General features: G+C 69.2%; 10 protein-coding genes. 4 read left to right on the top strand and 6 right to left on the bottom strand.

Annotation, left to right across the window (positions count from 1 at the left end; all coding sequences use genetic code 11):
• Nucleotide 1: 1 nt before the first annotated feature.
• From QR64_RS08155 to QR64_RS08145, 3 genes are all read right to left on the bottom strand, one after another.
• Nucleotides 2-4555, bottom strand: a complete 4554-nt coding sequence (locus QR64_RS08155) for an ATP-dependent helicase (RefSeq protein WP_039584831.1) — start codon at nt 4553-4555, stop codon at nt 2-4.
• A 74-nt stretch (nt 4556-4629) separates the two neighbouring features.
• Nucleotides 4630-5190, bottom strand: coding sequence for a hypothetical protein (locus tag QR64_RS08150; protein ID WP_006550159.1), 561 nt, complete (start codon nt 5188-5190; stop codon nt 4630-4632).
• Between the two features lie 37 nt (nt 5191-5227).
• A complete protein-coding gene (locus tag QR64_RS08145) occupies nt 5228-6598 on the bottom strand; it encodes an FAD-binding oxidoreductase (protein ID WP_039584830.1) in 1371 nt (456 codons plus the stop codon).
• Nucleotides 6599-6698: 100 nt separating this feature from the next.
• Between QR64_RS08145 and QR64_RS08140 the strand changes: the two genes are divergently transcribed.
• The gene (locus QR64_RS08140) at nt 6699-6956 is read left to right on the top strand and encodes a Rho termination factor N-terminal domain-containing protein (RefSeq protein WP_006550162.1); all 258 of its coding nucleotides are present in this window, start codon (nt 6699-6701) and stop codon (nt 6954-6956) included.
• A gap of 45 nt (nt 6957-7001) precedes the next feature.
• On the opposite strand, the gene QR64_RS08135 is transcribed toward QR64_RS08140, so the two are convergent.
• Complete coding sequence (locus QR64_RS08135) at nt 7002-8522, bottom strand: aldehyde dehydrogenase family protein (RefSeq protein WP_039584829.1); 1521 nt, start codon at nt 8520-8522, stop codon at nt 7002-7004.
• Nucleotides 8523-8558: 36 nt separating this feature from the next.
• Here QR64_RS08135 and QR64_RS08130 point away from each other — a divergent pair, with 36 nt between their 5' ends.
• The 3 genes from QR64_RS08130 (at nt 8559) to QR64_RS08120 (ending at nt 11304) form a co-directional block, all read left to right on the top strand.
• Entirely contained in the window at nt 8559-9023 is a 465-nt protein-coding gene (locus QR64_RS08130) for an Lrp/AsnC family transcriptional regulator (protein ID WP_016934244.1), read from the top strand.
• Nucleotides 9024-9090: 67 nt separating this feature from the next.
• On the top strand, nt 9091-10425 hold the full coding sequence (gene lat / locus QR64_RS08125) for an L-lysine 6-transaminase (protein WP_006550165.1): 1335 nt from the start codon (nt 9091-9093) through the stop codon (nt 10423-10425).
• A gap of 48 nt (nt 10426-10473) precedes the next feature.
• Nucleotides 10474-11304: a tyrosine-protein phosphatase gene (locus tag QR64_RS08120; RefSeq protein WP_006550166.1), complete on the top strand. Its 831-nt coding sequence runs from the start codon at nt 10474-10476 to the stop codon at nt 11302-11304.
• A 3-nt stretch (nt 11305-11307) separates the two neighbouring features.
• On the opposite strand, the gene QR64_RS08115 is transcribed toward QR64_RS08120, so the two are convergent.
• Nucleotides 11308-12246, bottom strand: a complete 939-nt coding sequence (locus QR64_RS08115) for a hypothetical protein (RefSeq protein ID WP_006550167.1) — start codon at nt 12244-12246, stop codon at nt 11308-11310.
• Nucleotides 12233-13369 carry a hypothetical protein gene (locus QR64_RS08110; RefSeq protein ID WP_200358333.1) on the bottom strand — a complete coding sequence of 379 codons (1137 nt, stop codon included), beginning with the start codon at nt 13367-13369 and terminating at the stop codon, nt 12233-12235. The genes QR64_RS08115 and QR64_RS08110 overlap by 14 nt, the downstream gene beginning before the upstream one ends.
• Between the last annotated feature and the right edge of the window lies 1 nt (nt 13370).

The raw sequence follows: 13370 nt of genomic DNA, 5'->3' as shown, positions 1-13370 counted from the left end.
GTCAGAACCTCAGCCGGTAGCCGCGCGGGGTCGCCGAGAATCCCGCTTCGGCAAGATATCCGGCGAACTCGTGCCCATGGATCGTCTCACCGTCGACCTTCTCGACGACGATCTTGTCGACACCACCGCGTTTGACGCTCGCAGCGAGCGACGCGCATGCGCTGCGCAACCGGCCCGGATCGTCGTCGAAGGTGAGCAGCGTGCGTCCGCCGCGTTCGACGAACAGCACGAGCGCCCCGTCGACGAGCACCACGAGTCCACCGGCCTTGCGGCCCGGCCGGTGCCGCGGCGCGTCGTCGTCGGCCGACGACTTCGGCCACGGCAGTGCCGCACCGTACGGGTTGGCCGGATCGCACGCCGCGAGGGTGACGGCCGCGGTCTCCGAGTGCCGGCCCTCGATCGAATCCGAGAACGACCGGAGACGGTCGACGACCGACGGTGTCGAGAACTGCGCTCCGCCCAGCGAATCGACGAAGTAACCGCGGCGGCACCGGCCCGTCTCCTCGAACCGGCTGAGCACCTTGTACATCGTCGCGAATCCGCCGGGCACACCCTCGCCGACGACGACACCGCGGGTGACCACGCCGTACCGCTCGAGCAGCAGCTCGGCGGTGGTGTGTGCGCGGACCGTCGCGTCGGTCTCGCGTTCGGGCAGCATCGACCAGCGCCCGCTCACGGTCGGTGGCCCGGTGCGGCTCGGCAGCGTGGGCCGGGCCCGGTACATCCGGGCGCGCGGCGCCCGGCGCGGGGTGCGGTGGGCACGGGAGGTGTCGCCGATCAGGGCGCGCAGCGGGGCGAGGGTGTCGCCCGCGATATGCCCGCTCCACACCAGCTCCCACAGGGCGTCGGCGACCGTCGTGTCGCTCGCCGTGGTGTGGAGGACGGTGACGGCGTCGACGAGTTGCCGGAAGAAGTACGCGCCGCCGGCCGAGAGCGACTCGAGGATCGCCCGGTGCACCGGCCCCAGCTCGATGTCGTCGACCGGAGCGAGGCTCGCCGGGGCCAGATCGGCCGGATGCAGTGCCACCCAGCCGTCCTTCCCGGAGATGGACCCGGCACCCGACCACAGGACCTCACCGGTCGTGGTGAGTTCGTCGAGCATCGTCGGGGTGTAGTCGCGCACGCGGGGAGCGAGGATCAGCGGTTCGAGGGCGCTCGCGGGCACCGGTACCCCGGCGAGTTGTTCGACGACGGTGAGGACACCGTCGATGCCGTAGAGCGCACTCGTGCCCGGGCCGGTGCCGAGGTGGTGCCAGTCGGGCAGGAATCGTCCGAGGGTCGTGGTGCTGACGGGTTCGACGTCCTGCCGGGCGGCGGCGAGCGACCGGCGCCGCAGCCTTCGGAGCACCTCCGTGTCGCACCATTCCGATCCGCTCGCACCCGGGCGGAATTCGCCTGCCGTGACGCGCTTCTCGGACGCGAGCCGGCCGAGGACGGATTCGACGACCGCCGTGCCCAGTCCGAACCGGGCGGCGGCCTGCGCGGTGGTGAACGGGCCGTGGGTGCGGGCGTGCCGGGCGATCAGATCGCCGAGCGGGTCGGGGACCGGTTCGACGAACACCGTCGGGACCCCGATCGGCAGGGGCACGCCCAGCGCGTCGCGCAGGCGTGAGGCGTCCTCGACCGCCGCCCATCGGTGCTCACCCGCGTACGAGACACGCAACGCGCGGCGTTGCGCTTCGAGATCCTCGATCCAGGACGTCGGGTCGTCGGTGGTGCGCTCGCGCAGCTCGGCCTCGGTGAGCGGACCGAGCAGACGCAGCAGATCGGCGACGCCCTCGGCGTCGCGTGCGCGTCGCTGCGGGGTCAGGCGTTGCAGTTCGTGCTCGGCCTCGGTGATGACGTCGGCGTCGAGCAGTTCGCGCAGCTCGACCCGGCCGAGAAGTTCGGCGAGCAGCGTCGAGTCGAGCGACAGTGCCGCGGCCCGACGTTCGGCGAGCGGGCTGTCGCCCTCGTACAGGAACTCACCCACATAGGAGAACAGCAGCGACGTCGCGAACGGTGAGGCCGTGGGGGTCTCGACCTCCACCAGCCGGATCTTGCGCTGGGCGATGCTGCCGAGCATGTCGCGCAGAGCAGGCAGGTCGTAGACGTCCTGCAGGCACTCGCGCACCGTCTCGAGCAGGATCGGGAAGTCGGGAAAGCGGCGAGCGACGTCGAGCAGTTGCGCCGATCGTTGGCGCTGCTGCCACAGCGGGGCGCGCTTGCCCGGGTTGCGGCGGGGCAGGAGCAGGGCCCGCGCCGCGCACTCCCGGAAGCGGGACGCGAACAACGCGGAGCCGCCGACCTGTTCGGTGACGATGTCGTCGATCTCCTCGGTGTCGAAGACGAAGATCTCCGAGCCGGGCGGGGCGTCGTCGGTGTCGGGCAGTCGGACGATGATGCCGTCGTCGGACGGGGTGGGGTGCGATTCGATGCCGTAGCGTTCGAGCAGCCGCGCGCCCACCGCGAGCGCCCACGGTGCGTGCACTCGCAACCCGAACGGCGAGTGCAGCACCAGCCGCCAGTCGCCGAGTTCGTCGCGGAACCGTTCGACGACGAGTGTTCGGTCGGTGGGCAGGTGACCGGTGGCGGTGCGCTGCTCGTCGAGCAGACGGATGAGATTTCCGGTGGCGTAGTCGTCAAGACCACCTTTGCGGCAGCGGGTCTCGGCGTCCTCCGGCGAGGCGTGGCCCATCTCGCGCAGGAATGCGCCGAGCGCGGCACCGAGTTCGGCGGGTCGACCCTGACTGTCGCCGTGCCAGAAGGGCAACCGGCCGGGCCGGCCGTAGGCGGGGGAGACCAGCACCCGGTCGAAGGTGATCTCCTCGATCCGCCAGCTGGTGGCACCGAGCGCGAAGACGTCACCCACTCGCGACTCGTAGACCATCTCCTCGTCGAGTTCGCCCACCCGCGTGTTCTTCTCGCCGACCATGTACACGGTGAACAGGCCGCGGTCGGGGATCGTGCCGCCGGAGGTGACGGCGAGCCGTTGGGCGCCGGGCCTGCCGATGAGGGTGCCGGCCGTGCGGTCCCATACCACCCGGGGACGGAGCTCGGCGAACTCGTCGGACGGATAGCGGCCGGCGAGCAGGTCGAGGACGGATTCGTAGACGCCGCGGGAGAGCGTCGCGAACGATCCGCTGCGCCGCACCGTGTCGAACCAGTCGTCGACGTCGACGGGTTCGAGGGCCGTGGCCGCGACCGTCTGCTGGGCGAGCACGTCCAGTGGATTCGCCGGGACCTGCAGCGCCTCGATGTGTCCCTCGACCATCCGCTCGACGGTCACCGCGCAGTGCACGAGATCGGTGCGGTGCTTGGGGAACAGCACGCCGCGTGAGGTCTCGCCCACCTGGTGCCCGGCGCGACCGACGCGCTGCAGACCGCTGGCCACCGAGGGCGGAGCCTCGACCTGGATCACGAGATCGACCGCACCCATGTCGATGCCGAGTTCGAGACTCGACGTCGCCACCACGCACCGCAACCGGCCCGACTTGAGATCGTCCTCGATCAGAGCGCGCTGGTCCTTGCTCACCGACCCGTGGTGGGCGCGAGCGAGCACGGGTGCAGCGCCGGCGGTGGTCTCGGTGGGCGATCCGAGCTGCGAAGGCGGTGCGCCCTCGCGGTCCACCTGCTCGCCGAGGCGTTCGGCCTGGATCTCGTTGAGCCGGGCGGTGAGACGTTCGGACAGTCGCCGGGAATTGGCGAACACGATCGTCGACCGGTGCTCGGTGATGAGATCGACGATCTGCTCCTCGACGTGCGGCCAGATCGACCCGGCCTGCGGTGTGGGTGAGAACGATTCCTCGTCGGGCTCGGAAACCCCGAGTTCGGTCATGTCCTCGACCGGTACGCGCACCGCGAGATCCCACGTCTTCGCCGAGGGCGGCGCGACGATCCGGATGGGGGCGGAACCGGCGAGGAACCGGCCGACCTCCTCGTGCGGTCGCACGGTGGCCGACAACCCGATGCGTTGGGCCGGCGCGCGCAGGAGCTGGTCGAGACGCTCGAGCGACAGCGCGAGATGCGCCCCGCGTTTCGTCCCCGCCACCGCGTGGACCTCGTCGACGATCACCGTCTCGACACCGACGAGGTTCTCCCGCGCGGACGAGGTGAGCATGAGGAAGAGCGACTCGGGCGTCGTGATGAGGATGTCCGGTGGCGTGCGCGCCATGGCGCGACGATCGGCCTGGGAGGTGTCGCCGGAACGCACACCGACGGTGATGTCGGGTGGCGTCAGACCGAGCCGTTTCGCGGTCTGGGTGATGCCGACGAGCGGAGACCGCAGGTTGCGCTCGACGTCGACGGCGAGGGCCTTGAGCGGCGAGACGTACAGCACGCGGGTGCGGTGCTCGCGCGCGGCGTGCTCGTCGGCCGGGGTGGACGAGAGCCGGTCGAGCGACCACAGGAACGCCGACAGGGTCTTGCCCGAGCCGGTGGGGGCGACGACGAGCGTGTGGGCTCCCGAGGAGATCGAATCCCACGCGCCGAGCTGGGCCGGGGTCGGGGACTCGAACGCCCCGGCGAACCACGCCCGGGTCGGCGCGGAGAAACGATCGAGGATGTCGGTCACCATCCCATCGTCTACCCGCCGACCGACACACTCAGTCGCCGCACGTGAACCCACTCAGTCGCCGCACGTGAACCCGCTCAGTCGTCGTACGCGAACCGGGCGATCTGCCGGCAGTGATCGTCGGCCCAGGAGTTGCGGCCGCCGCGCATCAGTTCCGTCACGAGCGCCCGCGCCGGGGCCCGCCACGGCAGCGCCTCGAACTGCTCCCGCGCGGCGGGTTCGTCGCTCCACACCACGGACACCACGGAGCCCTCGTCGATGAAGGAGAGGCCGGGGGAGTCCGCCGCGAGCTGCTCGCGGGTCGAACCCGACGCCTTCTCCAGCTCGGCCCCCGACACACGGACGTAGCCGGCGAGGCTCCGCTGCCCGTCGGAGAGGTCGAGGAACATCCCTGCGACCGCCATGTTGCCGGCGTGCACCGACACCAGCGGCTTCCGCGGGTCGTCCGGCTCGCCGGCGGGAAGACACACGACGGACCAGTACTCGCATTCGCTCATGCGGGCGTTGGGCACGATCGACGACACGACGTCGCGGAGCCAGGCCGTGACGGAGCCGAACTCGGGATACTGTTCGAGCTCGCGGTACTTGGTCTCGCGCAGCGGCAGGGCGGTCGTTGACGGGGGCACACGGGTGTTCACGCGACGATTATGACCGCAGCCGATGTGGTGTGGGTCATCAGATCACCACGCCGGGATTCAGGATCGCGTTCGGGTCGAGCGCGGCTTTGATCCGCTCGGTCAACGCCATCACGTCCGGTCCCACCTGATCGGGTAGCCAGGCCTTCTTGAGCCGGCCGACACCGTGTTCACCGGTGATGGTGCCGCCGAGTTCGATCGCGAGATCCATGATCTTCCCGAAGACCGTCTGCGCCCGCGCCGTCATGTCCTCGTCGGCGGGGTCGTAGACGATCAGCGGGTGGGTGTTGCCGTCCCCGGCGTGGGCGATCACGGCGACGGTGACGTCGTGTCGGGTTGCGAGATCGGCGATTCTGCTCACCAGTTCCGGCAGTGCGGGGATCGGCACCCCGACGTCCTCGAGCAACAGGCTGCCGGTGCGCTCGACGGCCGGGATCGCCATGCGGCGGGCGACGGTGAACGCCTCACCCTCCTCGGGGTCGTCGGTCGCGAAGACGTCGTCGGCGCCGGCCTCGCGGCAGGCCCGCACCATGATCTCGATCTCCTCCGCGGACGCGTTGCCGGGTGCGTCGGAGCGTGCGATGAGCATGGCCTCGGTGGTGCGGTCGAGTCCCATGCGCAGCATGTCCTCGACCGCGCCGATCGACGCCCTGTCCATGAATTCGAGCATCGCCGGTCGCAGGACCGCGGTGATCGCGACGACCGCGTCGGCGGCGGCCTGCACGGTGGCGAAGGTCGCGACCATCGTGGACGCCGGTGGCGGCGGGGGGACGAGTCGCAGGGTCACCTCGGTGATGACCCCGAGAGTGCCCTCGCTGCCGACGAACAGCTTCGTCAGCGATAGCCCCGCGACGTCCTTGACCCGCGGACCGCCGAGTCGCACCGCGGTGCCGTCGGCGAGGACCACCTCGAGTCCGAGCACGTAGTCGGTCGTCACCCCGTACTTCACGCAGCACAGCCCACCGGCGTTGGTGGCCGCGTTGCCGCCGATCGTGCAGATCTCGAACGACGACGGATCCGGCGGATACCAGAGTCCGTGTTCGGCCGCGGCCTGCTTCACCTCGACGTTGAGCAGACCGGGCTGGGCGACGGCGGTGCGGGTCGCGGTGTCGACGGTGATCGCCCGCATCTTCTCGGTGCTGAGCACGATCCCGTCGGCGAGCCCGCCGGACCCGCCGGACAGACTCGTGCCGGCACCGCGGGGCACTACCGGCACCCGGTGGGCGTTCGCCCACCGCAGTGTCGCCTGCACGTCCGCGGTGGATGTGGCCCGTACGAGCGCGAGGGGAACCGCGGCGTCCGGGTCCTGCGCCCGGTCCTGCCGGTAGCCGGCGAGGATGTCGGGATCGATGATCAGTGCGCCGGCGGGCAGCTGCCCGCGGAGTTCGTCGAGCAGGTTCCCTGGATACACGCCCCAGGTCTACCACAGGATGTGTCACAGGCCACAGATCCTCTGATTGGGTGAAGTGTCGTCGGGTACCCCTTCCGCAGGACACGGAAAGGAGAAGACGATGCCGAATCCGTCGATCAAGAACGAGAAGATGTACGAGGACCTGCGCGAGGACGGTGCCTCCAAGGAGAAGGCGGCCCGGATCTCCAACGCGGCTGCGAACGAGGGTAAGTCGCAGGTCGGGAAGAAGGGTGGCAAGTCCGGCTCCTACGACGACTGGACGGTCGACGACCTGAAGAAGCGTGCGAAGGAACTGGGCATGACCGGTTACTCCGACATGAAGAAGGACGAACTGATCGACGCACTGCGCAACCACTAGCCGCCCGCGAACGTCGTCGTTCAGGCGTACGAACGTCGTTCGGGATCAGCCGAACTCGACACCCTGGGCGAGCGGCAGCTCCGTCGAGTAGTTGACGGTGTTAGTCGCCCGCCGCATGTACGCCTTCCACGCATCCGATCCGGATTCGCGCCCGCCGCCGGTGTGCTTCTCCCCGCCGAAGGCGCCGCCGATCTCGGCCCCCGAGGTGCCGATATTGACATTCGCGATGCCGCAGTCGGATCGGGCGAGGAACAATTCGGCCTCGCGCTGGTCGAGCGTGAATATCGCCGACGACAGGCCCTGTGGTACACCGTTGTGCAAGGCGATCGCCTCGTCGAGGTCGTCGTAGTCGAGGACGTACAGGATCGGGGCGAAGGTCTCCTCGCGCACCACCTCGGTCTGCGCCGGCATCCGGACCAGTGCGGGGGAGACGTACACGCCACCACCGGTGACCTCCACCCGTTCGCCGCCGACGACGAGCGTGCCCCCGTCGGTCTGCGCGCGGTCGAGCGCCGCGGTCATCGCCTCGTAGGACCGTTCGGAGATGAGCGGACCCACGAGGACACCCTCGTCCAGCGGATTCCCCACCCGCAGACGCGAGTACGCCTCCGCGATGCGCTCGACGAACTCGTCGGCGATCGATCGGTGCACGATCAGCCGGCGCAGGCTGGTGCAGCGCTGGCCCGCCGTGCCGGCTGCGGCGAACACGACGCCCCGGACGGCGAGGTCCTGATCGGCGGACGGAGCGACGATCGCCGCGTTGTTGCCGCCGAGTTCGAGCAGGCAGCGACCGAACCTCGCCGCGACCCGCGGCCCGACGATCCGCCCCATCCGGGTGGAGCCGGTCGCACTCACCAGGGCGATACGGGGATCGTCGACGAGCGCCTCACCCACCCTGTGGTCGCCGAGGAGCAGGTGATGGAGACCGCCGGGGGCGCCGACGTCGGCGGCGGCGCGGCGCAGCAGCGCGTCGCAGGCGAGGGCGGTGAGCGGGGTGGTCTCCGACGGTTTCCACACCACCGGGTCGCCGCACACCAGCGCGATCGCGGTGTTCCACGACCACACCGCCACGGGAAAGTTGAACGCGGAGATCACGCCCACCACGCCGAGCGGATGCCAGATCTCCATGAGCCGGTGCCCGGGCCGCTCGGACGGCATCGTCCGCCCGTAGAGCTGTCGCGACAGACCGACGGCGAACTCACAGACGTCGATCATCTCCTGCACCTCGCCCGCGGCCTCCGACGGGATCTTCCCCGCCTCCAGGGTGACGAGCTCGGCGAGATGCCGCTTGTGCTCGACGAGCAGTTCGCCGAGCCGTCGCACCACGCGGCCGCGCACCGGGGCGGGGACGTGGCGCCACTGCTCGAAGGCCCGTGCCGCCGCGGTGATCGTCGCATCGACCTCGGTGGCCGAGTGGACGGGTACGTGCCCGAGCACGCTGCCGTCGATCGGGCTGGTCACCGCGAGTGTCACGCCGGCGGGCAGGGCGCTGTCGGGCACGGCGTCGGCGCCGCACTGCCTCAGCGCGGTCGCCGCGCGGTCGGCGAGATCGGTGGTCGCATTCATCGGTGAGCTCCTTTGCTGCTCGGATACCCTGCGCTGGTGCCCGAATCCTCGAGAAACGACTCGTCGAAGGAGTCGCTGGACGACATCGATCGGATGTTGCTGCGCGAACTGGTCGCCGACGGTCGCGCGACACTCGCGGCGCTCGCCGAGAAGGCAGGGCTGTCCGTCTCGGCCGTGCAGTCGCGGGTGCGCCGGCTCGAAGCGCGCAGCGTGATCCGCGGATACAGTGCGCGCGTCGATCCCGAAGCGCTCGGGCTGATGCTGTCGGCGTTCGTGGCGATCACCCCTCTCGATCCGTCGCAACCCGACGACGCGCCGGCCCGCCTCCGGCACATCTCCGCGATCGAATCGTGTCATTCGGTGGCAGGCGACGAAAGCTACATCCTCCTCGTGCGTGTCGAGTCTCCTCGCGCTCTCGAGCGGTTGCTGCAGGAGATCCGGGCGACCGCCGATGTCGCCACCCGCAGCACCGTCGTTCTGCAAACATTTTACGAACGATAGGCCTCTGCGCCGTAAATGTTGCTGTGATACCGGGTTTGTCCCGTTGAGTCTCGCGTACGGTGGGGTTATGAGCACTGCATTCCGAAACCCGGACGGTGCCGAGAATCTCGCCCCCGACCGGGTACACAGCATCCTCGGCCGGCACATGCTCGCCGACGGTTTCGACCTCGTCCTCGATCTCGACCGCTCCCGCGGAGTCCGCCTCGTCGACGCCCGGGACGGAACGACCTATCTCGACATGTTCGGGTTCTTCGCGTCGTCCACGCTCGGGATGAACCATCCCGCGCTGACCGATCCGGAGGCAGCGCACGAACTCGGCGCCGTCGCGGCGAACAAGCCCAGCAACTCCGACATCTACACCGTGCCCATGGCACGCTTCGTCGAGACCTTCGTGCGCGTCCTCGGCGACCCGGCGCTCCCGCACCTGTTCTTCGTCGACGGCGGCGGGCTCGCCGTGGAGAACGCGCTCAAGGTGGCGTTCGACTGGAAGAGCCGCCTCAACGAGTCCCGCGGTCTGTCCGCCCACCCGGGCGGTTCGGTGCTGCACCTGACCGGGGCCTTCCACGGCCGCACCGGGTACACCCTGTCGCTGACCAACACCGATCCGGTCAAGACCGATCGGTTCCCCAAGTTCGACTGGCCGCGGATCGACGCGCCCTATCTTGTCGAGGGCCGTGATGTCGCCGCGGCCGAGGAGAAGGCCCTCGAGCAGGCCCGACGAGCCTTCGCCGAACGCGCCCACGACATCGCATGCTTCATCGCCGAACCGATCCAGGGGGAAGGCGGCGACCACCACTTCCGTCCCGAGTTCTTCCGGGCGATCGCGCAGCTGTGCCGGGAGAACGACGCCCTGCTGATCTTCGACGAGGTGCAGACCGGCGCCGGCACGACCGGCACCGCATGGGCCTACCAGCAGCTCGGCGTCACCCCCGACATCGTCGCCTTCGGCAAGAAGACTCAGGTGTGCGGGATCATGGCCGGCGAACGTATCGACGAGGTGCCCGACAACGTGTTCGCCGTGAGTTCGCGGATCAACTCGACGTGGGGCGGCAATCTCACCGACATGGTGCGGGCCCGTCGCATCCTCGAGGTCGTCGAGCACGACCGGCTGATCGACCGCGCCCGGTTGAGCGGAGCGCACCTGCTGTCGGGGTTGCAGCAGATCGCCGCGCGACGACCGGTCGTCACCGAGCCGCGGGGACGCGGACTGATGTGCGCGGTCGATCTCCCGACTCCGGAGATCCGCGACGAGGTGCTGAGACGGCTGTACCGCGACGAGCACGTCCTCGTGATCGGGACGGGCACGCGTGGCATCCGCTTCCGGCCACCGCTCGTCGTCACCACCCACGAGCTCGACGAGACCGTCGCCGCACTCGACAGGGTGACCTCGCAGTACGAATGACGGGGCGGGTCCCCCTGTTCGCGGCCGGACGACGGTAGCTTGTCGGATATGGCCGATGCACTGGACGAGACCGTAACCGGCGGCGAATCCTTCGCGATTCCGTCGCTGGTCAACCTGAGGGACATCGGCGGTTGCCGGAGTTCGTTCGGCGGCGTGGTCCGCACCGGGGTGGTCTTCCGCTCCACGGACCTCAGCCGCCTGACCGACACCGACGTCGAGACCCTCGAGGCCCTGAGCATCGCGACGGTTTTCGACCTGCGCACGCTCGAGGAACAGCAGCGCCGTCCCGATCGTGTCCCCGACGGTGCCCGGCACCTCGGGCTCGACGTCCTCGCCGACCGGCAGAGCGGATCGATCGCGGCCGCGCTGCCGGAACTCGTATCCAACCCGGAGCTGGTGGCGCAGACACTCGGGGACGGTCGTGCTGTCGAGTACCTGCGGCAGAGCTACCGCGAGTTCGTCACGTTGCCGAGTGCCGTGGCGTCGTACCGGACCCTGGCGAGCACCGTCGCCCACGGAGACGTTCCAGGGCTCGTGCACTGCAGTGCCGGCAAGGACCGCACCGGCTGGGCGGCGGCCTCGCTGCTCCTGTTCGCCGGCGCCGACCAGGAAGCCGTCTTTGCCGACTACCTGCGCACGAACGACGAACTGCTCCCGCATTTCGACGACTTCTTCGCCCGGTTCGCATCGCTCGGCGGCGATCCGGAACTGATCACACCCCTGCTCGGTGTGCGTCGCGAGTACCTCGAGGTGGCGATCGAGGAGGCGCTGTCGCGCTACGGAACCATCGAGCAGTACTTCGCTGCCGGACTCGGTCTCGACGACGACACCCTGCAGTCCCTGCGGATCCGGCTCGTCGATTCGAACGTGACCGCCTGACCGTCACCTCGGCGCCGGCGTGCTCAGGGTCGGCACGGGGACCGGACCGTAGCGTCGCCACCGCGGTCCGGGTGCGTAGGAGCGCAGCTCGTCGACTCGGCGTGCGACAGCGTCGGGATCGGCGAGTTCGGCACGGGCGTCGGGGTCGCGGAGATAGTGGTCGAGCACGGCGTCGAGGAGTTCGGGAGCGATCTCGAACCGGCGCCGGTCGATGCGGGCAGTGTGCCCGGGGCGGCGCCGGGATGAGGGACGTAGGTCGCCGTCCTTGCGGTCGTCGATGATCCGCCACGGCAGTGGAACCCGCGAACTCGTGGTGGCGCCACGCGCCGGTAGGGCCGGCACGACGACATAGAGGGGATCGGCCAGTACTCCGGACGCCGTTGCTTCCCAGGGGATCCAGGTGTCCGTGGCGTGATCGCTGAAGCGGATTCCCTCGGCGGAGAGTGTGATGTAACCGGGGCGTAGTTTGTGTCGGACGATGAGGAAGCAGTAGCCGACCTGCCACGCGCAGGCGAGGACGGCCAGGACGACGTTGATGTCCAGCCGCTGTTCGTCGGGCTCGCCCGTCAGCCAGATGAGCCCGAGGAGCATGAGCGTGAACGCTCCGATCTGGACGAAAGCGATCCGGAACACCCAGGACGACTGCCGCAGAACCAGCGCCGGTGCCGTGGATCCGGTGTCCGCCGTGATGTGGTCCGCCTTCGTGCGAGGGCTGTACATGAGGAAGCCGAGCACCGGATACATGAGGATCGTGGCGCTCAGCGCCAGGATCACCGGCCAGCCCCTGGGCAGTTCGAGGGGAGCCCCCTGTGCTGCCTGCTCGATCAACACTGCCGGGACGAGCAGCAGGAAGACGAGACCGACGATTCCGGTCCCGAGAACGACGAAAGGGGCACGCGAGTCGCCGTAGGTGCGGAGACCGTGGTCGTCAGAAGATGGCATCGAATGCTCCTCGTCCCAGCCTGGCCAATCCTCCGATGGAGGCACCGGCGAGTTCTTTGGTTGCGCTTGCAGCACTTCCGACTTCGGCCAGGCCAGCGCTGAAGGATCCACCGATCGATTTCGTGCTCGACTCGTAGAGATTGTCGACCGCGCCGGAGGTGAAGATTCCGGTGACCGTCCCTGCTGCTGCGCCGACCACCGCTCCGAACGCCGTGCCGGCGCCCGGAACGATCGACCCGACCATCGCACCTGCCGCGGAACCGGCGGCTATCGATGCTCCGAGACCGAGGCCGTTGGATACCACGGCCTGTTCGAGGGACTCACCACCCGCGAAATAGTCGAGCCCGACACCGGCGACGAGACCTATGGTCCCCGCGGCCCGGCCGGCGGTCCGGGACATCGATGCCATGTCGTCGAGGCGTCCGGTGGTCGCCACCAGATCGTCGAGTGGTTCCCGCGCAGAACCGAACAGACGTCGTAACTCGTCGTAGGGTGTGTCCGGCGAAAGCGAGAGAAATCGCTCCATCTCACGGATCGCCTCGGTCTGGAGGTGCTGCTGCATGGTGAGGAGGTCCGCGATCCTGCCTTGCAGGTTCTTGTCGACGTAGTCGAGCGCGGTGCTCACGAGGAAGGACGCGGACCACGGGTGTCCGGTCCAGGTGTTCGTGGCGGTTGCGACTGCGACGGACCAGCGAGCGTGCACCGCCTCGGCGGCGTCACTCGCTTCTTGATATGCCGAGGTCCTCCGGAAAGCGGCTTCGTCGTCACCCGGGGGAGGATTACCGATCGTGTTGCATACGACCGGCAATCCCGCGGCCAAGGCACGAGCGCGGATGTCGGCCATGTCGGACAGGGCGCGCGACAGTTCGCCCGCCAGGCCCGCGAAGACATCGGCGGTCTTCGATGTCCGCGCGTGGAAATCGTCGATGGCGTGGACGTGTTCGCTCGACCTGCCGAGATAGGTCTCGGAAGCGTCGCCCTCCCAAGCGTCGTCGGCGATGCGGCGCGCCCGGGCTGCGGCGTCGGCGACGTTCCCGATCGTGGTGCCCAGCGTCGTGCGGATCCAGTCCTCGACCCGTCGGATATCGGTGGGGTTGCCGGCGATGAAGGTGTCGATCGGCACG

This window comes from Rhodococcus sp. Chr-9, assembly GCF_000801125.1.
GTDB classification, from domain to species: domain Bacteria; phylum Actinomycetota; class Actinomycetes; order Mycobacteriales; family Mycobacteriaceae; genus Rhodococcus; species Rhodococcus pyridinivorans.
The sequence above is the reverse complement of the archived record's forward strand: the minus strand, read 5'-3'. Positions and strand labels throughout refer to the sequence as shown.

What these genes read in the sequence shown, in the direction of transcription:
- QR64_RS08115 (WP_006550167.1), bottom strand. Translation starts at nt 12,246, where the DNA reads ATGCCATCTTCTGACGACCACGGTCTCCGCACCTACGGCGACTCGCGT.
- QR64_RS08135 (WP_039584829.1), bottom strand. Translation starts at nt 8,522, where the DNA reads ATGAATGCGACCACCGATCTCGCCGACCGCGCGGCGACCGCGCTGAGG.
- QR64_RS08120 (WP_006550166.1), top strand. Translation starts at nt 10,474, where the DNA reads ATGGCCGATGCACTGGACGAGACCGTAACCGGCGGCGAATCCTTCGCG.
- lat (WP_006550165.1), top strand. Translation starts at nt 9,091, where the DNA reads ATGAGCACTGCATTCCGAAACCCGGACGGTGCCGAGAATCTCGCCCCC.
- QR64_RS08155 (WP_039584831.1), bottom strand. Translation starts at nt 4,555, where the DNA reads ATGGTGACCGACATCCTCGATCGTTTCTCCGCGCCGACCCGGGCGTGG.
- QR64_RS08140 (WP_006550162.1), top strand. Translation starts at nt 6,699, where the DNA reads ATGCCGAATCCGTCGATCAAGAACGAGAAGATGTACGAGGACCTGCGC.